The following is a 26234-nucleotide window of genomic DNA, read 5'->3' as shown; positions in this document are numbered from 1 at the left end:
GTCACTATCTGAGACTGCAAGAGAAACACCGGTACGAAGCCGGTGTTCCAAGCCCGAACGCCAGGCCTCACTTGCGTATGACGCGCTTTACCGCGGATACAAACGAAGCGATGAACTCAGGGTTGTGGACGATCTTGTCATGGGTCGTATCGATCACCACCGAAGCCTCAACCCCATGGCCAATGCCTGCTTCAAGCGCCGTGCCAATAACGTGGCGATCCACTTCGGACTTGCTTTGAGCGGCCCACCAACAGCTCACTGGCGCGGCAATGCTCACGTAGTCGGCCTCTTTCAATCGCTCATCCAGCGCAAGTTTCAAAGCCCATGAAACATCCAGCTCTCCACCTTGCTGCAACTCACTGCGCAGGCTGGTGAACGTCTCACCCAGGAACGCATCGGCCCACTCACAGAACATCGCCCACTGTTGATCAGCTGTGGCGCCGCCGTGCTCGACATCCCGCCAGGCATGGGCAATGGCCTGTGCAGCATCAGGGAACATCACCGCCAGCAATGCCACACGCCGGTCCACTAACGTATCGCTGATTGCCTCTGGCTCGGCAATGGGACTCAAGGATTTTTCCCTTTCCCAGAACGCCGTGACGCGCAAGGGTGGAGGCGCATCGATACACCCCACAAACGCGACTTCGGCGCCCTGCTCTTCCAGGACCGCCGCCACCTGCAACGCCAGATTGCCTCCCAGCGACCAACCTCCGAGGTAATACGGCCCCTGCGGCTGAGCCACCTGAAGCTGCCGGGCATATTCGTCGACCATCGCATCCCAGGTCGGCACTTCGCTCAACGGATCAACCAATGCACGGCAAATGACGCCGCGTACCGGCATCTCCAGGCGCAGCGCCATGCCAATGGCTTTATAGCAGTGTGCCGAACCGAAGCTTGGATGAAACAGGAACAATGACGGGACACCCTGATGGCCGTTCAGCTCAACAATCAGCGAATGATGAACCCCATCCGGTGCATCGCTTGCCAGAGCCCTGACGGTGGGGCGTGTCATCAGTTGGTTGACCGTGAGCACCAACCCGCAGTGAGCAGCCAGGCGTTCTTTCACCACCAGAAGCAGCAACGAGTGCCCACCCAGCTCGAAGAAGTTATCGTCAAGGCCCACACGCTCAACACCCAGCACTTGCTGCCAAACCTGCGCCACCTGTTGTTCCAGCGCTGTGAGCGGCGGCGCATAGTCGCGGTGCTCTGTACCCGCTTCAGGACGCGGCAGCGCCTTGCGCTCCAGTTTGCCGTTGGGGCTGAGCGGCATTTTCTCCAACAACACCCATTGGGCGGGCACCATAAAGGCCGGCAGGTGGATTGATAAATAGCCGCCAAGGGCTTCACGCCACTGAGGCACAGTCTCGTCAAGTACCACATACCCAACCAGTTGAGTGCCATCGAGCGCCACGACTGCCGCTTCACGTACCAGTTGATGTTCAAGCAGGCGTGCCTCTATCTCACCCAGCTCGATGCGCAGGCCACGCAGCTTGACTTGATGGTCGATACGCCCGGCGTATTCGATCACCCCATCAGGGCGGTAGCGCGCCAGGTCGCCGGTACGATACATCCGCTGCCCCACCCCGAAAGGGTTCGCGACAAAACGCTCGGCGGTCAACGCAGGCCGACGGTGATATCCGCGCGCCAGCCCTTTCCCCGCCAGGTATAACTCGCCGAGCACGCCGACGGGTACAGGCTCCAGGTTAGCGTCCAGTACATGGCAACCCAGGTTTGCGATGGGTTTGCCGATGGGCACGGCATCTTTGCCCTCATCGACACAGGTCCAGTGGGTGACGTCGATGGCCGCTTCCGTGGGGCCATAGAGGTTGTACAACCGGGTCTTGGGCAGCTTCGCAAATACCTGGGACTGCGCGTCGACGGGAAGTGCCTCACCGCTGCAAATGATGCGCTGTACACTGGTGCAACGCCCCACTTGGCCGTCCTGCAAGAAGGCTTGCAGCATCGACGGCACGAAGTGCAACGTCGTGACACGTTCGCGCACGATCAGGTCGACCAACTTTCTCGGATCCCGATGATCGTCGGGCAGCGCCACCACCAATCGGGCGCCGCTGAGCAAAGGCCAGAAAAACTCCCACACCGACACATCAAAGCTGAACGGTGTCTTCTGCAGCACGGTATCGCTGGCGTCCAATGCATAGGCTTGTTGCATCCAAAACAAGCGATTGGCCAGGGCTGAATGACTATTTCCCGCGCCTTTAGGCTTGCCGGTCGAACCCGAGGTGTAGATCACATAGGCAAGGTTTTCACCGCCGAGCGCCACGTCGGGGTTCACCTGGCTGTATGCACTCAGCCAGGCGTCATCAAGATCCAGGTCAATACGCACCACATTGTCGGCCGTCGGCAGATTCACGTGCGACTGGCTCAACAGCAGCTCTACCGCACTGTCCTCAAGCATGTAGGCCTGACGCTCCTGGGGATAGTGCGGGTCCACAGGCACATAGGCGCCCCCGGCCTTGAGGATGGCTATCAAGGCCACGACCATCTCAACGGAGCGCTCCATCGCCACGCCCACCAGACTATCGGGGCCGACACCGTAAGCGATCAAGGCATGGGCCAGGCGGTTTGCGCGATGATTCAAGGCCGCATAGGTCAATTGTTCTGTGCCAAACACCAGGGCAGGCCGGTCCGGAGTACGTTCGGCGTGCTCTTCAAAGCAATGATGCACCTGCTCGAGAGGGTAATCAGTGGCGGTCGCATTCCAGGCATCGACCATCTGCCAACGCTCTTGGGCATCCAGCAGTGCCAGCGAATTGATCGAAGCGTGCGGCGCCGCAATCATTTCATTCAATAGGCGCTGCCAGTGATGCGCCATGCGTTCGATGGTTGTGGCCTCGAACAGGTCGGTCGCATAGCCAAATGAAGCCTGGATACTCGAACCCTCCTCGCAGACATTCAAGCTGAGGTCGAACTGCGCCGTGCGGCTTTCCCACTCCAACCCTTCCAGTATGAGACTGGATGCCTGTGCCTCGCTGTCGCTGCCGGCCCCTCGGTTCTGATGATTGAACATCACTTGGAACAACGGGTTGTAACTCAAGCTACGCTCAGGACGCAGTGCTTCAACCAACTGTTCAAAGGGTAAGTCCTGATGCGCCTGGGCCTCGAGTACCCGCTGACGAGCCTGGCGCAACAGCGTCAGAACAGTGGTGTGCTCGTCGATATCGGCTTTCAACACCTGGGTATTGACGAAGAACCCGATCAGACGCTGCGTCTCCACCCGGTTACGGTTCGCGGTCGGCACACCTACACGGATATCCCGCTGCCCGCTGTAGCGATACAACAGCGCCTGGAAGGACGCGAGCAGCAACATGAAACTGGTCGCCCCCTCGCGCTGGGCCACAGTTCTGACACCCGCAGCCAGTGCGTCATCCAGTACCAGCTCCAGGGACGCGCCGCGATAGCTCTGTACAGCAGGACGCGGGCGATCCAACGGCAACTCCAGTACGGGTTGCTCACCACCGAGCAGCTTGAACCAGTATTCCAGTTGCCGCTCCTTCTCCCCTGCTTCCATCCAACTGCGCTGCCAGAGGGCGTAGTCTGCGTACTGGATCGGCAAGGCGGGCAAGTCAATCCCATGTCCATGGCTGAGAGCGGTATACGCCTGCACCACTTCTTGCACCATGACTTGCATCGAACCGCCGTCGGAGATGATGTGGTGCTGCACCAGCACCAACACGTGCTCCTCCTCGGCCAGGCGCAGCAATGTGATGCGTAACAGCGGGCCTTGTTCAAGATCGAAGGGCCGCGCAATCTCTTGTTCAATCCGCGCTTTGAGGTGGCCTTCATCGATCTCCTCAGGTGCCAGGACGATCGAAAATCCTGGCAGCACCGCCTGCTGCGTGACCTCACCGGCCCGTCGAAACCGCGTGCGCAAACTTTCGTGTCGCGCGATCAGGTACTCAAAACTCTTCTGTAGCGCGGCGATATCCAGGCGTCCCTTGAGTCGCAAGGCACTGGGAATATGATAAGCGGCACTGTGCGGGTCCAACTGCCAGAGGAACCACTGACGCTCCTGGGCGTACGAGAGCGGCAATGCAGCCGCTTCAAGCCGCACTTGCGGAATAGGCAGGTTCGCGGGGGAAACACCCTCCTGCAACATCCTCTGCAGATAAACCTTGCGCTGCTCCAGCCCCAGGCCGATAAAGCGCTTCATGATTTTCTGAGCCATCTGGCTATCCATTACACCTCCTCCATTTCGTCGAGGAGCGAATCCAGGAACGACAATTTTTCTGTACTGACACGGGTGCCCTTCCCCTGCAGGTGGTCTGCTAGCAGTTTGAACTGAGCATGCTGGAACAGCTCATGCACGCTGATCTTCACCCCCAATTCCAACTGAATGCGTGACATCACATTGATCACCAATAGCGAGTGCCCGCCCAGCTCAAAGAAATTGTCGTTGAGGCCTACCTGTTCGACGTCCAGCACGTCTTGCCAGATCCCTGCCAACTGTTTCTCAAGATCGCTTTGAGGTGCTACATACTCGCTCTGCGATACTTGGTTACCAGGCTCGGGCAACGCTTTGCGGTCCAGCTTTCCACTGGGGCTCAACGGCATGCTGGGTAGGCGCACGAAGTATTTGGGCACCATGTAGTCCGGCAGTTGTGCCTGCAGGGCGTCGCGCAGTGTCTGGTTGTGCTCGGGTTCGTCAGAGGCCGACGGCTGGGCAACGTAGTAGCCAACCAATTGGCCGCCGCCGCTGCCCGAGCGCAGAATCACTTCGGCGTGCGCCACTTGTGCCTGACGCAGCAGCAAGGCGCGCACTTCCTCCAGCTCCACACGGAAGCCGCGAATCTTGATCTGCTGATCCAGGCGTCCCAGGTACTCCAAGGCGCCATCATCCCCCCAGCGCACTCGGTCGCCTGTGCGGTACAAGCGCCCTCCCGCACTGCCGAATGGGTCGGCAATAAAACGCTCGGCCGAAAGCCCCGCACGCCCGAGGTAACCGCGAGCCAAGCCTTCTCCGCCAACGCACAATTCTCCGGCAACGCCGGCAGGCACCGGGTTCAGGTCACCGTCCAAGACCCGACAAACCACATTGCCCAAGGGCCGGCCGATCGGCGAACGCGCGCCGTCCTCCAAAGAGCATGCCCACCACGTTGCATTGATCGTCGTTTCAGTCGGGCCGTAACGGTTGTGCAGCTCAACGGCCGGAAGGGTCCGCAGGATCTGATTGCGCAGTTCAGCACTCAGCGCTTCGCCACCAGAGAACATTCGGCGCACATGCACGCACTGCGCAACACCCGGCGTGTCCATGAACAGCTGCAGCAACGAGGGGACGAAGTGCAACGTGGTTACGCCGAATGCCTGGATCAACTCCATCAGGCGCACCGGGTCCCGGTGTTCGCCCGGCGCCGCTATCACCAGCCGGCTGCCGCTGATCAATGGCCAGAAACACTCCCATACCGATACGTCAAAACTCATCGGGGCCTTTTGCAGCAACACATCGTCGGCCTGCAAATGGTAGGTTTCCTGCATCCACGCTAGACGTTGTGCCAATGCGTCATGTGTCACCCCCACCCCTTTAGGGTTGCCAGTGGTGCCTGAGGTGTAAATCACATACATCAGGTTCTGGCCGCTCACTGCAACCTGCGGATCGGCATCGCCGCCGGCACTCAACCAAGCTTGATCACCGTCCAGGCTCAGGCACTGCACGCCTTCAGCCGGCGGTAGGTCCAGGTCCGACTGAGTCAGCAGCCATTTAACGCCACTGTCCTTGAGCATGTAGGCGAGGCGTTCTTGCGGATAGTCCACGTCAAGCGGCACATACGCGCCGCCAGCTTTGAGAATCGCCAGCAAACCCGCCAGCATGTCGAACGAGCGCTCCAGCGCGATACCCACCAGCGAGTCAGGACCCACACCTTGTTTTATCAATCCGTGCGCGAGGCGGTTGGCGCGCCGGTTCAACGCATCGTAGGTCAATTGCTGGTCGTCAAAGATCGCTGCGATTGCCTTTGGCGTACGGCGTACTTGCTGCTCGAATTGGTGCTGGACAAGACTGTAAGAGCCGCTATTGACCCCTCCATTGCCTTGCGCCATCAGCGCCCGGTGCTCCGGCGCTGTCAATAGCGTCAATTGCGCCAGCGCCTCCTGCGGCCTGGCAACCATTGCCATGATCAGATGCAGTAAATGTTGGTGCAGGCGTTCAACCGTAGTCGCCGCAACTTGGCCAAGGTCATAGGTGTAGTGCAGGCTAAGCGTTTCACCGGAACCGACGGCAATCGACAAGGGGTAATGCGTCTGCTCGCGACTCTTCACCTCGCCGAACCGAACCCCCAGCGGGGCACCCTGCTCCAGGACCTCTGATACCGGATAGTTCTCAAACACCAGAATGGTGTCGAACAACGCCTCACCGCCCAATCCGGCCAGGCGCTGTAGCTCGAACAACGGCGTGTGCTCGTGCTCGCGCAATGCAAGATTCTGTCGCTGGACTTGCTGCATCCATTGCGCCGCGGTCATGTCTGGCCGAGGTGTTGCCACAACCGGCAGTGTATTGATGAATAAACCGACCTGCTGCTCCACGCCGCGCAGGTCCGCGGGACGTCCCGAGACGGTGGCACCGAAGGCCACGGTGTCCTGCCCAGTGTAGCGTTGCAACAGTAATAGCCAGGCCGATTGCACCAAGGTGTTGAGCGTAATCTTCTGCCCCTGGGCAAATGCTTTTAGCCTGGTCATCTGCGCCACTTCCAGCTCATGCGCGTACTCCCCAAGGCACGATGCAGTCTGCTCCTTGTTGCGCGGCAGTGCCTGGAACAACCGTGTCGGTTCGTCCAGATTGGCCAGTTGCGTCTTCCAGAAGGCTTCGCGCAGGGTTTTATCCTGGGACTGCACCCACTCGATGAAGTCGCGGTAGCGCGTGAGCTGAGCTTGCGGAGTCACGCCTGCGTAACGCTCCAGTACTTCGCCGAGCAGCTGGGAACTGCTCCAGCCATCCATCAAAATATGGTGGCTGGTGTAGATCAACTGACAACGCTGCGGCCCGGTGTGGGCCAGTGCGATACGCACCAGCGGCGGATGCTCCAGGTTGAAACCTTGTACGCGTTGCGCGTCGGCCAGACGGTCCAGCATTTGCTGCTGCCCGGCGCCCTCAGGACATTCGGTTTCAATAAACGGCAACTGCACGTGGCGATGCACGACTTGCAATGGATGCTCCAGGCCGCCCTGCCAGATAAAGCCAGTACGCAGGATGTCATGGTTATCCAACGCGGCCTGCCAGGCATCGCGAAAGCGCGGAACATCCAAGCCATCTACGTCCACGCGCATCTGGTTAACGTAATCACCCGCCTGCGGTTCATACAACGCGTGAAACAACATGCCTTGCTGCATGGGCGACAACGGATAGACGTCTTCGGCGCCCGCCAATTCGAACTGCTCCAGTTGCGCTTGAGTGAGCGCGGCCAGCGGGAAGTCGGACGGCGTCGCCCCCTGATGGGATGACAGGCAGCAATGCTCGATCAGTTGCTTGAGTTCTTGTGCATACGCGTCAGCCAACCGCTGCACAGTGGCTTCACTGAACATTTCACGGCTAAAGCTCCAACTCAGGTTCAGCTCACCGCCGTAGACCTGGCCGTTAATCTCCAGCCAGTTACCCAACTGGGCCTGTTCGCTTTGTTCAGGCCCAGCCTCCTCGCCCGTCGGAGTAAAAAAGGCCCCCGTGGCATCCTCTTCGAAGGTCCCGTCGAACTGGCCCAAGTAGTTGAACGTAATGCGCGGCTGTGCCAGCCCGCTCAACACCTGCCGAGCATGATTATCACCCAGGTAGCGCAGCGCGCCGAAGCCGATGCCTTTGTCCGGCACCGCGCGTAACTGCTCCTTGATCCCCTTGATCGAATCCGCAAGGTTCGCCGCCGGCGTCAACGCCAATGGGTACATACTGGTGAACCAGCCGACAGTGCGGGTCAGGTCCATATCGTCGAACAGATCTTCACGGCCATGGCCTTCCAATTTGACCAGTAGCGAATCACTGCCTGTCCAGCGGGTAATCACGCGGGACAAGGCGGTCAACAGCAAATCGTTGACCTGTGTGCGATACGCCGCTGGCGCCTCTTGCAAGAGACGACGGGTAAAGGACTGATCCAGGTGGGTGGTCACAGAAATTGCCAGCGCGTTATTCAGGCCACCCTGCGGGTTGTCGCATGGCAGACCGGCATCGGCGCCCTGCAATTGTGTTTGCCAGAATCGCAGCTCTTCCTGCAATGCCGGGCTCTGTGCATGGGCCTGCAAGCGTTTTGCCCAGGCCTGGGTTGAACTGGTCTTGGCCGGCAATGCAATTGCCTGCCCGCTTTGACGCTGGGTATAGGCGGTCTGCAGGTCCTCGAGCAGAATGCGCCACGAAACGCCGTCCACCACCAGGTGATGGATCACCAGCAATAGTCGTTGGGACGCATCCGGCAACTCAACCAGCACCGCACGCATCAACGGTCCTTGCGCCAAGTCCAGACTGCGTTGTGCCTCCCGGCCTAGAGACTCAAGCGCCCCAACAGTTTCCAAGTGCCTATGCCAGAGCAGATCGCCGTATGAGGCTACATCGCGATACTCAGCCTTCCAATGGCCCGATAACTGACTGAAGCTCAGGCGCAATGCGTCGTGATGCTCGATCAACGCCAACAACGCAGCGTTCAAGGTCGCTTCATCCAACCGTGTACCGGGGCGTAGCACCACGGACTGATTCCAGTGGTGACGTTCGGCAATGTCTTCCTGGAAAAAGTACTGATGAATCGGCAACAGCAGTGCTTCACCCGTGGCCAAGCCTTGCTCGATGATGAGCCCCTGCCCACCTGTCTGAGCGACGGCCGCCAGGCTCTGTACCGTTTGATGCTGGAACAGATCCTTGGGGGTGAAGCGAATACCGATCTGTCGGGCACGGCTGACCACCTGGATCGAGATGATCGAGTCGCCGCCCAACTCAAAGAAGTTGTCATTCAACCCCACACGCGGCAGGCGCAGTACATCGGCCCAGAGGCTGGCAATCTGCTGTTCCAACCCATTCTGTGGCGCCACATACACCTGCTGCAATTGGCTGGCATCCGGCTGTGGCAAGCCTTTGCGGTCGAGCTTGCCGTTGGGCGTCAGCGGCATTTGTGCCAGAAACATGAAATGCGCCGGCACCATGTAGTCCGGTAAGCGAGCCTTCAGTACACGACGCAAGGCATCACGGAACTCAACCTCGTTAGCTTGAGTGGCGGCAGGCACCACGTAGGCCACCAGTTGCTTTCCATTCGGCCCCTCTTGGGCGACCACTACGGTTTCGCCCACGCTGTCCTGTTCACGCAGACGCGCTTCGATCTCACCCAACTCAATACGGAAACCCCGGATCTTCACCTGATGGTCAACACGCCCCAGGTAATCCACCACGCCATCCGCACGCCCACGGGTCAGGTCGCCGCTGCGATACACGCGGCTGCCCGGTTTGCCGAACGGGTCCGGTACGAAACGCTCGGCAGTCAGTGCCGGACGCTCCAGGTAACCCCGGGCCACGCCCTCACCGCCCAGGTACAGCTCGCCGGCCACGCCGATGGGTTGCAGGTTCAGTTGCGCATCCAGCACGTAGCCACTGCGGTTGCCCAACAAGGTGCCGATGGGCGCGTAGACGGCGCCACATGGGTCGCCTTTACGGGCCTTCCACAGCAGCGGCGTAACCACGGTTTCGGTAGGCCCGTAGCCGTTGAACAGGTATTTGGGTTTCAGCGCGCGCCACGCCAGGTCATAGCTGGCTTGAGCAACGGCATCACCACCAAAGCAATACACCCGCACCGGCGGTGGGTTGCCGTCGCGCTCGGCGTGTTCGGCCAACTGTTGCAGGTACACCGGCGGGAACACCGCCATGGTCACGTTGTGGCGATGCATCTGCTCGTAGGTGTATTCCGGCAGCCATAGGCTGTCATCACGGATCAACACGCTGGCGCCGTTGATCAGCGGGTGCATCCAGCCTTCGTGGGAGCCGTCGAAGGCAAACGACATGAAGTGCAGTTCGCAATCGCTTGGTGAGGTTTCATAACGCTCGCCAGTGGCGATGATATGCGCCACCAACGGCCCGTGGGACACCGCCACGCCCTTGGGCAAGCCGGTGGAACCGGAGGTGTAGATCACGTAGGCGAGGTTGTCGCCATCCAGCGCCACATCCGGCGCTGTATCGCTGTAACCGGCCCATTCTTCGGTGCGATCAATGGCCAGGGTATCCAGGCCCTCGGGGACCGGCAGTTGCTGCAACGCACGGCTGTGGGTCAGCAGCAATTGCGCACGACTGTCTTGCATCATGTACAGCAGGCGATCACGTGGGTATTCGATATCCAGCGGCACATACACGCCACCGGCTTTCATCACCGCCAGGAACGCCACCATGCTCTCGGCACTGCGCGGCATGGCGATGGCCACCCGCACTTCCGGGCCGACGCCACGGGCAACCAGGGCATGGGCCAGGCGGTTGGCCTGGCGATCCAGCTCGCCATAAGTCAGGGTTTGCGCGTCGAATTTCACGGCAATTGCTGCCGGATTCTCGCGGGCACGGTCGGCCACGAGCTCGTGCACCAGGCGCTGGGCCGAAAAGCCTGAGTCGGTACGATTGCAAAGCTGCAGGATATGCTGCTGCTCGTCGACACCGAGCAGGTTCAACTGGCCAATCGTCTGCTGCTGATCGGTAACCAACGCCCGCAACAGGTTTTGCCAATGACGAGCCATGCGTTCGATGGTGGCAGCGTCAAACAGATCGGTGCTGTAACCCAGGGAGGCCCAAAGCCCGTCACGGCTGTCATGAGCATCCAAGTCCAGATCAAAGTGAGCCGTGCGGCTTTCCCAAGTGAGGTTTTCAAAACGCAGTTGCGTGAATGTCGGCGCATCGACGGTGGGTCTGTCGGCCTGGTAATTGAACATCACCTGAAACAGCGGGTTGAGGCTCAGGCTGCGCTCCGGTTGCAACGCCTCCACCAGTTGCTCGAACGGCAGGTCCTGATGAGCCTGGGCTTCCAAGGCGCGCAGACGTACCTGAGCCAGTAACTCGCGCACGGTGGTGTGCCCGTCAATGTCAGCCTTGAGCACTTGGGTATTGACGAAAAAGCCGATCAGACGCTCGGTCTCAACCCGGTTTCGATTGGCAATCGGCACGCCGACGCGGATGTCTTGCTGGCCGCTGTAACGATGCAAGAGGGCTTGGAAGGAAGCCAGCAGCAGCATGAACATCGTCACGCCTTCAGCCTGGGCCACCCCTTTAAGGTCTGCAGCGAGCGTGGCCGGCAGCAACACCTCCAAACGTGCACCACGATGGCTTTGCTGGGCCGGACGCTGATGATCGAACGGCAACTCAAGGACCGGCTGTTCACCGCCCAACAAGTCACGCCAATAGCTCAGTTGCCGCTGCTGTTCCCCGGCCTCCATCCAGTCGCGCTGCCATAGGGCGTAGTCGACGTACTGGATCGGCATTTGCGGCAGCTGCAGGTCCCGGCCTTGGCTGTAAGCGGCGTACAACTGCATCAGCTCCTCGACCATGACTTGCATCGACCAGCCATCGGAAACGATATGGTGCTGCACCAACACCAGTACATGTTCCTGCGCAGACAGGCGCAGCAAGGTCACGCGCAACATCGGCCCCTGCTGTAAATTGAACAGCCGTGCGATCTCCGCTTCGACCCGCATTTGCACATCGGCCTCTTCCACCTCGGCCAACACGATAGAGACAGGGGCGCACGCTTGAATGACCTGCACGGCCCCCTCGTCCGTCTGCTGCACATGTGTGCGCAAGCTTTCGTGGCGTGCCACCAGGGCATCAAAACTGCGCTGCAAGGCAGCAATATCGAGTTGGCCGTGCAGGCGCAATGCGCTGGGGATATGGTAAGCAGCGCTGTCAGGGTCCAGTTGCCACAGGAACCATTGGCGCTCCTGGGCATATGACAATCGCAACGGCTGATCACGATTGGCCACTCGCATCGGCGGCGCCGACGGCGCTGCGTGCGCCGTGTCAGCCACCACGCTGGCCACAAAGCCTTGCAGACGCGGCTGCTCGAACAGGCTGCGCAGCGGCACATCACGCCCAAACAACTGACGCAACTGCGAGATGACTTGCATCGCCAGCAACGAATGCCCACCCATTTCAAAGAAATGGTCCGTCAACCCCACTCGCTCGACGCCCAGAATCTTGGCCCACACGGCCGCCACTTGCTGTTCCAGCGCAGTCACCGGTGCGACCCATGCCTGCTGTAACTGGCTGACATCCGGTTTGGGCAGGGCTTGGCGGTCGAGCTTGCCGTTGGGGTTGAGCGGCATGTATTCCAGGAACATCAGATGCGCTGGCACCATATAATCAGGCAGTTGCTCGCGTAGCACGCGTTTAAGTGCGTCGGCGTCTTGGGGGTCGGCCACCAAATAGGCAACCAGCTGGTTATCGGCCGCCAGAACCAGGGCTTCACGCACGCCCTTTTGGGTTTGCAATAGCGCTTCGATCTCTCCAAGCTCGATGCGAAAACCGCGAACTTTTACTTGGTGGTCTACCCGGCCTACATACTCGATAACACCGTCAGCGCGGTAACGCGCCAGGTCGCCGGTGCGATACAGACGAGCGCCGCCGCCACCCAATGGGTTAGGCACAAAGCGTTCGGCGGTCAGCGACGGGCGGTTCAGGTAAGCACGGGCCAGGCCGCATTGGCTGGCGATATACAACTCACCCACTGCACCCAGTGGCGCCAGGTTCAGGTCGCGGTCCAACACATACAACCCACGGCCCGGCAGCGAGCGGCCAATCGGACTGGCTGTGCCAACGATGTCTTCACCCGTCGTACAGTCCAGTACGCTTGAGACCACGGTGGCCTCGGTCGGGCCGTAGGTGTTGAGCAGCCGTACATGCCCCAGACCAGCTTTCAACCATTGAGCCGGGCCTTCCAGCGGCATCGCTTCGCCACCAATATGGACCTGACGCAGCGCGCCATACGAACGTGGCCCCGCCGCCAGGCAGTCAAGCAGGAACAAGTTCCAATAGGCTGTCGGTAAGTCTGCCAGGGTAATGCCCTGAGCGATGATTTCAGCATACAGCCGTGCGCTGTCCCACAATTGGGCGCCACGCAAGACGACGGTGGCCCCATGGGTCAATGCCGGGTAAAGCTGCTCGACGAAGCCATCGAAGTTCAGGGTCGAGAATTGCAGCACGCGATCATCAGGCACCAGACGGGAATAATCGGCGGCGATGCTGGAAAACTCAGTCAGCGCCGCATGATTGATCGCCACGCCCTTGGGTTTGCCGGTGGAGCCGGATGTGTAAATCACATAGGCGAGGTTCAGTGGGTCCACTGTCACCTGCGGGTCATTTTGCGCACAGCGTTGCAACGCCTCTTCGGCGCGATCTATGTCCAACCGTGCAACATCACCAGGCAACGCCAGCTGCTGCGTGGAGTGGCTCAGCACCAAACGTACATCACTGTCTTGCAGCATGTGCAAAAGGCGCTCGCGTGGGTATTGCGGATCGAGTGGCACATACGCACCACCGGCCTTGAGGACCGCGAACAGGCTAATGATCATGGCAAACGAGCGCTCTACCGCGACCCCAACCATCACCTCGGGGCCGACGCCCTTGCCGATGAGGTAGTGGGCCAACTGGTTGGCCTGGCGATTCAACTGGGCGTAGGTAAGCGACTGATCGTCAAGGCAGAGCGCGACGGCCTGCGGCCGCTGCTGCGCCTGCACTTCAAACAAGCTATGAACACAGCTTGCAACTTCTGACGCGGCGGCGCTGTTGTTCCAGTCGCCCAACAGTTGCCGCTGCTCTTGACTGGCCAGCATCACCAGCTGGTCGATACGCTGCTGCCCAGCATTGGCGAGCGTATGCAGGAGGGTTTGCCAGTGCAGCGCCATGCGTTCGACGGTGGCCGGTTCAAACAGGTCGGTGGCGTAAGTCCATGAGGCGCAGAGTTTTTGATCGACTTCCTCGGTGTCCAGGCTGAGGTCGAACTGCGTACTCTGCTCTTGGAACGACAGCGCCTGCACGGCCAGGCCCGGCAATAGATGCCCGCCACTGGATGCGCGCCCCTGGACCTGGTGATTGAACATCACTTGGAATAAGGGGTTATGGCTCAGGCTGCGCTCAGGTTGCAATGCCTCCACCAGTTGTTCGAACGGCAGGTCCTGGTGGTTCTGAGCCTCCAGCGAACGCTGTTTGACCTGGGCCAGCAACTGACTGAACGTCATCTGCCCATCCATATCAGCCTTGATCACCTGGGTATTGACGAAGAAGCCGATCAGGCCCTCAGTCTCGCCACGGTTTCGGTTGGCGTTAGGCACACCCACACGGATATCGGATTGACCGCTGTAGCGATACAGCAAGGTTTGGAACGAAGCCAGCAACAGCATGAACAGGGTGACGCCCTCGCGTTGCGCCAAGGCCTTGAGGCTGGCGGCCAATGCAGGCTCCAGCACAACATCATGGCGTGCGCCCCGGTAACTCTGCCGGGCTGGGCGCGGATGATCCAAAGGCAACTCCAGCACCGGTTGCGCGCCACCCAACTGTTGGCACCAATAAGCAAGCTGACGCGCTTTCTCTCCGGCTTCCATCCAGCTGCGCTGCCACAGGGCATAGTCGGCATACTGGATCGACAACGGCGCCAACTGACACTCAAGGCCTTGGCTGAAAGCAGCGTAGAACTGCATCAGTTCTTGCACCATGATCCCCATTGACCAGCCATCCGAGACAATGTGGTGCTGCACCAGCACCAGCACATGTTCGCGTTCGCTCAGGTGCAACAGGCTCAGCCGCAATAACGGACCGTGCCGCAAATCGAATGGCCGCATAATTTCTGCCTGCACATTGGCCTGCAACTGCGCTTCGTTCACAGCGCGCTCAGCCATCTCTATGTGCGCATGTTCCAGTACCACTTGGGAGCGGCTTTCGCCGTCCAGATTCAAGCGCGTACGCAAGCTTTCGTGGCGCGCCAGCAAGCTGTCGAAACTGCGCTGCAACGCCTGCTTGTCCAAACTGCCGCTGAGGCGCAATACGCCAGGAATATGGTAAGCAGTGCTTTCTGGGTCCAGTTGCCAGAGAAACCACTGGCGCTCCTGGGCATAGGACAGCGGCGTAGCCTGGCCGGCCTCGCGCACCGAGGCAATCGGCAGCTGAGCGAAACTCATGCCCCGGGTTTGCAGGCGCTGATAAAACTGCTGGCGCTGCTCCAGAGGCAAGCGAAGAAAGCGCGACACCAGGTCGATATTTGGGTTGGAAAGCATGGTTCAAATCGCCTCTAGTTCGCTCAAAAAGTCACGAAGATCATCAAAGTCTTCCGCGGTGCCGGCGCGGAAAGTGGCAGCAGCCTGGACATAGGCGCGCAAGGAATCGGTCTGGAACACTTCCACCAGCGGCACTTCCAAGCCCAGCTCGGCCTGGACGCGGGACGTGATCTGGATAGCCAACAAAGAGTGGCCGCCGATTTCGAAGAAGTTGTCGTTCAGGCCCACTTGCGGCAGGTGCAGGATGTCGGCCCAGATCGCGGCAATCTGCTGTTCAAGCTCGGTTTGCGGCGCCACGTAGTGTTGTTGCAGTTGGCTTGCGTCCGGCTCGGGCAGGCTACGGCGGTCGAGCTTGCCGTTGGGCGTGAGTGGCATCTGCGCCAGGAACACGAAGTACGCTGGCACCATGTAATCCGGCAGGCGTGTTTTCAGAGCGCGGCGCAGGGCGTCGCGCCATACGGCTTCGTCACCCACCGACTCTACCGGTACAACATAAGCCACCAATTGCTTACCGGTCGGGCCGTCCTGAGCCACCACCACGGTTTCACCGACATTGTCCTGTTCACGCAAACGCGCCTCGATTTCCCCCAGTTCGATACGGAAGCCCCGGACCTTCACCTGATGGTCAACACGCCCCAGGTAATCCACCACGCCATCCGCACGCCCACGCGTCAGGTCGCCGCTGCGATACACGCGACTGCCCGGCTTGCCGAACGGGTCCGGTACGAAACGCTCGGCAGTCAGTGCCGGACGCTCCAGGTAACCCCGGGCCACGCCCTCACCGCCCAGGTACAGCTCGCCGGCCACGCCGATGGGTTGCAGGTTCAGTTGCGCATCCAGCACGTAGCCACTGCGGTTGCCCAACAAGGTGCCGATGGGCGCATAGACAGCGCCGCAGGGGTCGCCTTTACGGGCCTTCCACAGCAGCGGCGTAACCACGGTTTCGGTAGGGCCGTAGCCGTTGAACAGGTATTTGGGTTTCAGCGCGCGCCACGCCAGGTCATAGCTGGCTTGAGCAACGGCATCACCACCGAAGCAATACACCCGCACCGGCGGTGGGTTGCCGTCGCGCTCGGCGTGTTCGGCCAACTGTTGCAGGTACACCGGCGGGAACACCGCCATGGTCACGTTGTGGCGATGCATCTGCTCGTAGGTGTATTCCGGCAGCCATAGGCTGTCATCACGGATCAACACGCTGGCGCCGTTGATCAGCGGGTGCATCCAGCCTTCGTGGGAGCCGTCGAAGGCAAACGACATGAAGTGCAGTTCGCAATCGCTTGGTGAGGTTTCATAACGCTCGCCAGTGGCGATGATATGCGCCACCAACGGCCCGTGGGACACCGCCACGCCCTTGGGCAAGCCGGTGGAACCGGAGGTGTAGATCACGTAGGCGAGGTTGTCACCGTCCAGCGCCACATTCGGCGCTGTATCGCTGTAACCGGCCCATTCTTCGGTGCGATCAATCGCCAGGGTATCCAGGCCCTCAGGGACCGGCAGTTGCTGCAACGCACGGCTGTGGGTCAGCAGCAATTGCGCACGACTGTCTTGCATCATGTACAGCAGGCGATCACGTGGGTATTCGATATCCAGCGGCACATACACGCCACCGGCTTTCATCACCGCCAGGAACGCCACCATGCTCTCGGCACTGCGCGGCATCGCGATGGCCACCCGCACTTCCGGGCCGACGCCACGGGCAACCAGGGCATGGGCCAGGCGGTTGGCCTGGCGATCCAGCTCGCCATAAGTCAGGGTTTGCGCGTCGAATTTCACGGCAATTGCTGCCGGATTCTCGCGGGCACGGTCGGCCACGAGCTCGTGCACCAGGCGCTGGGCCGAAAAGCCTGAGTCGGTACGATTGCAAAGCTGCAGAATGTGCTGTTGCTCGTCAGCACCGAGCAAGTTTAACTGGCCAATTGTCTGCTGCTGATCAGCAATCATTGCCTGCAACAGGTTTTGCCAGTGCAGTGCCATGCGTTCGATGGTGGCGGCATCAAACAAGTCTGTGGCGTAGCTCAGGGAAGCATTCAACTGGTCCTCGGACTCCTCAATATCCAGGGTCAGGTCGAATTGCGCTAGCGCTTCATCCCAGCTCACCGGGCTCATGTGCAACTGCGCCAAGCGCTGCAAATGGCGGCCGGACAGGCTGATATGGTGGTTGAACGCCACCTGGAACAATGGGCTCAGGCTGAGGCTGCGTTCAGGTTGCAGGGCCTGCACCAGTTGCTCGAACGGCAGATCCTGATGGGCCTGGGCCTCCAACGCGCGCTGCTTGACCTGTGCGAGCACTTGGCGAACGGTGGCATGCCCGTCGATATCCACCTTGAGTACTTGGGTGTTGACGAAAAAGCCAAGCAGGCGTTCGGTCTCGACACGGTTGCGATTGGCGATCGGCACGCCGACACGGATGTCCTGCTGGCCGCTGTAGCGATGCAGCAAGACTTGATAGGACGCCAGCAACAGCATGAACAGCGTGACGCCTTCGCACCGGGCCAGGTGCTTGAGGCTATCGACCAACGGCGTCGGCAGCGCGATATTCAAACGTGCGCCGCGATGGGTCGGCACGGCTGGACGCTGGTGATCAAACGGCAACTCCAATACTGGCTGCTCACCGCCGAGCAGATCGCGCCAGTAATCGAGTTGACGAGCCTTTTCCCCAGCCTCCATCCAGTTGCGTTGCCACATCGCGTAGTCGGCATATTGGAAAGGCAGCGGCGGCAGGTCCAACGCCTGACCTTGGCTGAACGCGGCGTAGAGTTGCACCAGTTCGTCGACCATTATTTGCATCGACCAGCCGTCAGAGATGACGTGATGCTGCACCAACACCAACACGTGTTCCTCTGGAGCCAAACGCAACAGGCTGATGCGCATCAGCGGGCCCTGGCGTAGATCGAATGGCTGGGTGATCAACGCTTCGACCATCGCCTTCAACCCTGCCTGATCGGCGTCCATTGAGGCTATCGGAATGCGTGCCTGCGGGCTGATGACTTGTACCGTGCCCTCGGCGGCCTGATGCAGATGAGTACGCAGGCTTTCATGACGCATCACCAGCGTATCGAAGGCGCGCTGCAAGGCGGCCTTGTCCAGGTGCCCGGTGAGGCGCAGAGTGCTCGGCACATGATAGGCGGCGCTCGCCGGGTCCAGTTGCCACAGGAACCATTGACGCTCCTGGGCATAGGACAACAGCAAGGGCTGGTCACGCGATACCGCCGTCATCTTGGGTGCCGAGTCACTCTCGTAGCCCAGGGCAGTAACGAAATCCGCCAGCAACGGCTGCTCGAACAACGTCTTGAGCGCCACCTCGATACCCAAGCCATGGCGCACGCGGGACACAACCTGCGTCGCCAACAGCGAGTGTCCGCCCATTTCGAAGAAGTGATCACTGAGACCAACCCGCTCGCAACCCAGTACCTGCGCCCAGATCGCAGCGACTTGCTTTTCCACGACACTCACCGGTGCAATCCAGTGGGCCAGTGGCTGGCTGACATCGTGCTTGGGCAGTGCAGCGCGGTCCAGTTTGCCGTTGGGGCTCAGGGGCAACCGATCGAGCAATACCAGATGCGCGGGCACCATGTAGTCCGGCAATTCCTTGCGAAGGCGAGTCTTTAGCTGTTCACGCAAGGCGCCCCACGCTGGTTCGGACAGCGTCTGTTTCGCCACAATGTAGCCCACCAACTGGTTATCAGCGGCGATCACCAAGGCTTCGCGCACACTGGCCTGGGCCAGTAGTCGCGCTTCAATTTCGCCTAATTCAATACGGAAACCACGCACTTTCACCTGGTGGTCGATGCGCCCCACGTACTCGATCATGCCATCGGCGCGGTAGCGTGCCAGGTCGCCGGTGCGGTAAAGGCGCCCCGCCCCGCCGGTGCAGAATGGATCGGGGATGAAACGGTGCGCCGTCAGGTCGGGGCGATTGAAATAGCCGCGCGCGAGCAACGGCCCACCGATCACCAGTTCGCCCGCGACCCCCACCGGCACCGGATTGAGGTTGGCGTCCAGCAGGTAGATGGCGCGCCCATCAAGCACCCGCCCGATAGGCATCATCGACGGCAAGGCTTCACGCCCTTCCACGTAGGTTGCGCAATCAAGCGCGGTGACGGTCACCGTCGCCTCAGTCGGACCATAAGTGTTGAGCAGCCGCACAGGCTGCAAGCCTGCTTCGCGCCAAGCATTCAGCCCTTCCGGTGGCATCGCTTCGCCACCAATGTGCAATTGGCGCAAGCGCCCGTAATCGCGCGGGCCCCGCTCGGCAAAATCGCGCACCAGTTGCAACCAGTAGGCGGTGGTCAGGTCGACCACGGAAATGTCGTGGTCAAGCAGCTGCTGGTAGAAGGTGTCGCTGTCCCATAGCTCGCCGCCACGTACCACTACAGCTGCACCACAGCACAAGGCCGGGTACAACTGCTCGACGAAACCGTCGAAATTGAAGGTGCCAAATTGCAGCACACGATCATGAGGCGCCAGTGCAAACAACTCACTGAACACTTCCACATGCCGTGCCAGGGAAGCATGGTCGATACCCACACCTTTGGGCCGGCCGGTAGAGCCTGAGGTGAACATCACATAGGCCAGGTTGCCGGGCTGGGCACGCGGCGACGGATTTTGCGCGCTGTAGTCAGCAAGCCAGCCGGGCGCGTCGATCAGGCAAACCAGCGCCAGGTTGTCGGTGATCGGTAACCCTTCGACCAGTGGCTGCTGGGTCAGCAGCAGTTTCAGGCCGCTGTCCTCGATCATGCATTGCAGGCGATCGGCCGGGTATTTCGGATCCAGTGGCACATAGGCGCCGCCGGCCTTGAGCACCGCCAGCAGGCCTATAATCATTTCCAGGGAACGGTCCACCGCGACACCCACTAAGCTGTCGGCTGCGACGCCCAAATCGATCAGCCGATGAGCGAGGCGATTGCTGCGCATGTTGAGCTGGGCGTACGTCATGCGTCGCTGATCAAGGATCAGCGCGACGTTATCCGGATAAAGCTGCGCCTGTTGCTCGAAGCGCTGTAACACGCTGGCCTGTGCCGGTTGAGCGACGTGACGCGGATTCCAGTCATGGACCACACGCAGATGTTCATGGGCAAGCAGCAAAGGGATAGCGCCGAGGGCTTGCTGAGGGGAGTCGACAAACTGCTGCAACAGACCTTGCAGGTACGCCGCGATGTGTTGCACCGCATCGGTGGCAAAATCCGCGCACAGGTACTCCACGTGCAGGTTCAAGCGCTGGCCGCCATGTACGGTAAGAGTCAGTGGGTAGTTGGTACGTTCCTGATGGCTGACGCCGCTGAAGCGTAGCCCGCCCTCGTGCGACTGCTGCAGACTCTTGGCCACCGGAAAGTTTTCGAACACAACCAAGGTATCGAACAGCGCTTCACCGGCCGAACCCGCCCAGCGCTGGATATCAAACAGCGGTGTGTGCTCATGCTCGCGCATTTGCAGGTTAAGCGCCTGTATCGTGCTCACCCAGTCGATGACACTCTGCGCCGGATTGGCCGCCGCGATCAGCGGCAAGGTGTTGATGAACAGGCCGACCTGCTGCTCGACGCCCACCGACTGCGCCGGCCGCCCCGATACCGTCACCCCGCAGGCCACGCTGGCCTGGCCGGTATAGCGTTGCAGCAACAATAACCACGCTGATTGCACGAGCGTGTTGAGCGTTACTTGATGAGTTCGGGCGAAGGCGACCATGCGTCGGGTCTGTTCCTCATCCAGTTCGCAGTGAACTTCCCCATATTCACCGGCACTCTGCACTGCGGTCCTGGTCACGCTGCGCGCAAGGTGCGTCGGTTCGTCCAGCTGCTCCAAGCGTTGACGCCAGAACCTCTCCCCCGCCATCGGGTCCTGTTGCTGCAACCAGGCAATGTGCTGGGAAAACGCCGCGCCAACCGGCGGCAAGGTCTGGCCCTTGCAGGCTTGCAGTACCTCGTTGAGCACCAGCGCGTTACTCCAGCCGTCCATCAAGATGTGGTGGCTTGTGTAAATCAGGTGCCAACGATCTTCGGCGCTACGAACCAGTGCCACCCGCAATAATGGCGGCCGGGCCAGTTCGAAGCCTTGGCGGTGATGTTCGGTGGCCAGGCTATCCAATGCTGCGCCAAGGTCTTCACGCCCGCGCCAGTCGTATTCGGTAAACGGCAGGCTGACCTGACGATACACCACTTGCAGGGCCTGCCCCTGGTCGTCCTGCCACACAAATGCAGTGCGCAACATGTCATGCCGCGCCAGTACCTGCGCCCAGGCGCTCTGGAACTGCGCCACATCGATACCCTGCACATCGGCGCGCAGTTGACCGACGTAGATATCACCCTCGCCCTGCCGATAGAGGCTATGGAACAACATGCCCTGCTGCATCGGCGAGAGCGGATACAGGTCTTGCACCTGGCGTGCGGGCAGCGCCAGCTCGTCCAATTGCTGTTGGGTCAGTCGGGCCAAGGCTACATCGGCCGGAGTGAGAGCGCCTTGTTGCGGGTCGATGCAATGCGCAATCAATGCCAGCAGCTCTTGCCGATAATCATCCGCCAGCCGCTGAACAGTCGCCGCCTCGAACATCTCTCGACTGAACCCCCATTGCAGCGACAGCTCACCGCCATAGACCTGTCCTTCCACCGTCAACCAGTTGGCCAGCGGTGCCTCTGGATCCTGGGCCTGGCCACTGCCCTGGCTGGCCGGCACGAACAGTGCCGATTCGTTGAACTGGCGGTCGAACTGGCCCAGGTAGTTGAACGTGATGCGCGGCGCGGCCAGGGTCGACAACGCTTCGCGGGTGTCAGGCGTGCCGAGGTAACGTAACAGGCCGTAGCCAATGCCTTTGTTCGGTACGGCGCGCAGTTGCTCCTTCACCGACTTGATCGCCGCCGACAGTTCGCCTTCGGCGTGCAGGCGCACCGGGTACAAGCTGGTGAACCAGCCGACGGTGCGGCTCAGGTCGATATCGTCGAACAGGTCTTCACGGCCGTGACCTTCCAGCTGGATTAGCGCAGCCGGTTGCTCGCTCCAACGGCTGATCACCCGCGCCAGGGCGGTCAGCAACAGGTCATTGACCTGGGTGCGATAGGCCGCTGGTGCGTCTTGCAGCAAGCGGCGGGTTTGCTCGGCATCGAGGCGCGTTTCCAGCTTGGCGCCCAGGCGGTTTTGCAGGCCGCTTTCGGGGTGATCACACGGCAGTTCCGCGTCGACGGACTGAGCTTGCCAGTACGGCAGTTGCTCATCGAGGGTCTGCGCGTGGCTGTGCAACTGTTGCGCCCAGTGCTGGTAGGCACTGGTTTTCGCCGGCAGTGCCTGTTCGCGGTAGGCCTGTTGCAGGTCTTCAAGCAGGATGCGCCAGGACACGCCATCCACCACCAGATGATGGATCACCAGCAGCACACGCTGGCTGCCATCGGCCATGCTCATCAACACGGCGCGCAACAGTGGGCCTTGGGCAAGGTCAAGGCTGCGCTGGGCTTCATCACACAGCGCCGTCAACTCGGCGTCGGTGCTGGCCTGGCATTGCCACAACAGCGGTTCGCTGACGTAGGCGGCATGGCTCTGCTGCCAGCCGTCAGCCTGCTGCACAAAACGCAGGCGCAAGGCGTCGTGATGCTGGATCAATCGCGCCAGCGCTGCTTCCAGGCGTGCCGGCTCAAGCATCTCGCCGGGTACCAGCAACAAGGATTGATTCCAGTAATGCCGCGCCGGGATCGGCTGGTCGAAAAAGCTGTGCTGCACGGGCGTCAGCATGACCGCGCCGCTGACCGGGCCCTGGTCGATCAGGCTGACCTGCTCGAAGCTGGCCGCCAGCGCCAGGCTGCGGATGCTCTGGTACTGGAACAGGTCACGCGGGCTCAGGCGAATGCCGGCCTGACGGGCGCGGCTGACCACCTGGATGGAGATGATCGAATCGCCGCCCAGTTCGAAGAAGTTATCGTCCTGGCCGACCTGCTCAACGCCCAGCACATCGCTCCAGATGGCGGCCAGGGCTGTTTGCAGGTCGCCTTGTGGCGCCACAAACGCCTGTTGCAATGCCGCGTCCGGCACTGGCAACGCCTTGCGGTCGAGCTTGCCGTTGGCGGTCACCGGCAGCTTGGGCAGCGCAATGAAATGCGTCGGCACCATGTATTCCGGCAAGCTGCTAAGCAACCAGGCCTTGAGGTCCGTTGGCGCCTCGCCTGCGTGCACCAGATAGGCGACCAACTGCTTGCCGCCATGTACCAGCACCACGGCTTCGCGCACGTGTGGATGCTGCATCAGGCGTGCTTCGATTTCGCCCAGCTCGATACGCAAGCCACGCAACTTGACCTGATGATCGAGACGGCCAAGGTATTCGATCACCCCATCGGCACGTTGGCGCACGCGGTCACCGGTGCGATACAGGCGTTCGCCCGTCACGAACGGGCTAGACACAAAACGTTCGGCGGTCAACGCCGGGCGTCGGTGGTAACTGCGCGCCAGACCAACGCCGCCCAGGTAGAGTTCGCCGCTGACGCCAGCCGGCACCGGGTTGAGTTGCGCGTCCAGCACGTAGGTGCCGAGGTTGGCGATCGGGCGGCCGATGGGCACGCTGTCGGCGCCTTCGTCGATGCAGGTCCAGTGCGTGACGTCGATGGCCGCCTCGGTCGGGCCATAGAGGTTGTACAGCGCCGCAGTCGGCAACTTGGCGAACACTTGCTGTTGCGCATCCAGGGGCAAGGCTTCGCCGCTGCAGACGATACGCGTGAGGCTTGCGCACGCCTGTACGCCCGGTTCATGGATAAACGCCTGCAGCATCGAGGGTACAAAGTGCAAGGTGGTGATGGCGTGCCGGCCAATGGTGTCAATCAGGCGCGCCGGTTCACGGTGCTCCCCAGGCGCCGCGACCACCAGGCGTGCGCCGGTCATCAGCGGCCAGAAGAACTCCCACACCGACACGTCGAAGCTGAACGGGGTTTTCTGCAAGACCGCGTCATTGGCACCCAGGCCATACGCCTGCTGCATCCAGCTCAAGCGGTTGACCAAGGCGCGATGGCTGTTGCCGGTGCCTTTGGGCTTGCCGGTGGAGCCCGAGGTGTAGATCACGTAGGCCAGGTTAAGGGCATGCAAGGCCACATTCGGCAATTCGCTGCTGTAGCCGTCGAGCCATAGCGCCGGCTGGTCCAGGGCAATCACCTGGATACCGGCGACGGGCAGCGACGCCAGCAGGCTCTGCTGGCTGAGCAGCAGTTGTATGCCGCTGTCTTCGATCATGTAGGCCAGGCGTTCCTGGGGGTACTCAGGGTCGAGGGGCACGTAGGCGCCACCGGCCTTGAGAATCGCCAGCAGGCCAACCACCATCTCGATGGAGCGCTCGATGCAGATGCCCACCAGCACGTCCGGCCCTACGCCCTGCTCGCCCAAGGCATGGGCCAACTGGTTGGCGCGCGCATCCAGTTGGGCGTAGGTCAAGGTGGTGCTACCGAACACCAGCGCCGGTGCATCAGGGCTGCGCCGCGCCTGGTCTTCGATCAGGTGATGAATGCCGCGTTCGGTCGGGTACGTCTCGGCGGTCTGGTTCCAGCTGTGAACGAGCCGTTGCTGTTCATCCGCATCAAGCATGGGCAATTCGCCGATGCGCTGTTCGCCATCGAGCACCATCGCCTGCAGCAGGCGGGTCCAATGCCGGGCCATGCGCTCGATGGTGGGCGTATCGAACAAGTCATTGGCGTAGGTCAGCGCGGCATGCAGGGTGCCGGACTTTTCGTAGGTGTCCAGGGTCAGGTCGAACTGGGTGGTGCGGCCTTGCCATTCCACCAGGGCCAATTCCAGCCCCGATGCGGTACTGACCGAGGCGATGTCGGCGACTACCGGCTGATGGTTATACATCACCTGAAACAGCGGCGTGTGGCTCAGGCTGCGCTCGATTTTCAGCGCTTCAACCAGACGTTCAAAGGGCAACTCCTGATGGGCCTGGGCGCCCAGGGCATGCTCCTTGATACCTTGCAGCAACTCGGCAACCCGCGTTTGCCCGGTCAGTTCGGTGCGCAACACCTGGGTGTTGACGAAGAAACCGATCAGCCCCTCGACTTCGGTTCGATTGCGATTGGCAATCGGCACACCGACGCGGATATCGCCCTGGCCGGTATAGCGGTGCAGCAGCACATTGAAGGCGCCGAGCAACAGCATGAACAGGGTGACGTTGTGTTTTTGCGCGCAACTGCGCAGTTGCACGGCCAGCGCCGGCTCAATCGCGAAGTTATGCCGTGTGCCCTGGTAGCTGGGCATGGCCGGGCGTGGGTGATCAGTGGGCAGTTCCAATACCGGATGCACATCACCCAGGCGAGCCTGCCAGTACTCCAACTGACGCGCCTGCTCGCCCGCTTCCAGCCAGCGGCGCTGCCACAGGGCGTAGTCGCTGTACTGGATGGGCAGCGCTGGCAGTTGGGGCGTTTCGTTGCGTTCATGGGCGTCATAGCAACGGATGAATTCGTCGATCAGCACGTTCATCGACCAACCGTCGGAGACGATGTGGTGCAGGGTCAGCAGCAGCACGTGTTCCTGCTCGGCAAGCTTGAGCAGTTGCAAGCGCAGCAGTGGCCCATGTTCCAGGTCGAACGGCAACAGCGATTGACGGGTGGCGGCGGCGTTGACGGCCTGCTCCCGCGCGTCGACGGCCAAGGCGGTGAAGTCCAGGTGCTCGACGGTCACCGACGGCTCCACCGCCACCTGCGCCAGCCGCTCATCGGCCTGACGCTGGAACACTGTGCGCAGGGTTTCGTGCCGCGCCACCAGGCTGGCGAACGCTTGCTCCAGCGCTGGCAGGCTCAACACGCCACTTAAACGCACCGCGCCGGGCAAATTGTAGGCGCCGCTGGCCGGGTCCAATTGCCATAGAAACCACATGCGCTGCTGTGCGTAGGACAGCGCCTGGCGGTCCTCCACCTCCACCCCTGCCGGAATCGGAAACCTTGAAAAATCCACGCCTTCTTTCTGCAAGGCTTGCAGGAACAATTGGCGTTTTTCCAGGGGCAGCCCGATAAACCGGCGAGCAAGTTTCAAGGAGTCTTCAGCATTCATTTCTTGGAATCCGGGGCAAT

3 protein-coding genes are annotated in these 26234 nt (G+C 60.9%); all 3 read right to left on the bottom strand.

What is annotated here, in order from left to right:
* Window positions 1–67 precede the first annotated feature (67 nt).
* From PSH76_RS11520 to PSH76_RS11510, 3 genes are read right to left on the bottom strand one after another with little or no spacing between them, the layout of a single operon-like run.
* The gene (locus tag PSH76_RS11520; protein ID WP_305494104.1) at window positions 68–4198 is read right to left on the bottom strand and encodes an amino acid adenylation domain-containing protein; all 4131 of its coding nucleotides are present in this window, start codon (window positions 4196–4198) and stop codon (window positions 68–70) included.
* Window positions 4198–15213 carry a non-ribosomal peptide synthase/polyketide synthase gene (locus PSH76_RS11515; RefSeq protein ID WP_305494103.1) on the bottom strand — a complete coding sequence of 3672 codons (11016 nt, stop codon included), beginning with the start codon at window positions 15211–15213 and terminating at the stop codon, window positions 4198–4200. Before PSH76_RS11515 ends, PSH76_RS11520 begins: the two co-directional genes overlap by 1 nt.
* A 3-nt stretch (window positions 15214–15216) precedes the next feature.
* Window positions 15217–26214, bottom strand: coding sequence for a non-ribosomal peptide synthetase (locus PSH76_RS11510; RefSeq protein ID WP_305494102.1), 10998 nt, complete (start codon window positions 26212–26214; stop codon window positions 15217–15219).
* Between the last annotated feature and the right edge of the window lie 20 nt (window positions 26215–26234).

This window comes from Pseudomonas sp. FP215, assembly GCF_030687795.1.
Taxonomy (GTDB): Bacteria; Pseudomonadota; Gammaproteobacteria; order Pseudomonadales; family Pseudomonadaceae; genus Aquipseudomonas; species Aquipseudomonas salmasensis.
This window is presented reverse-complemented; position numbering and strand designations above follow the sequence as displayed.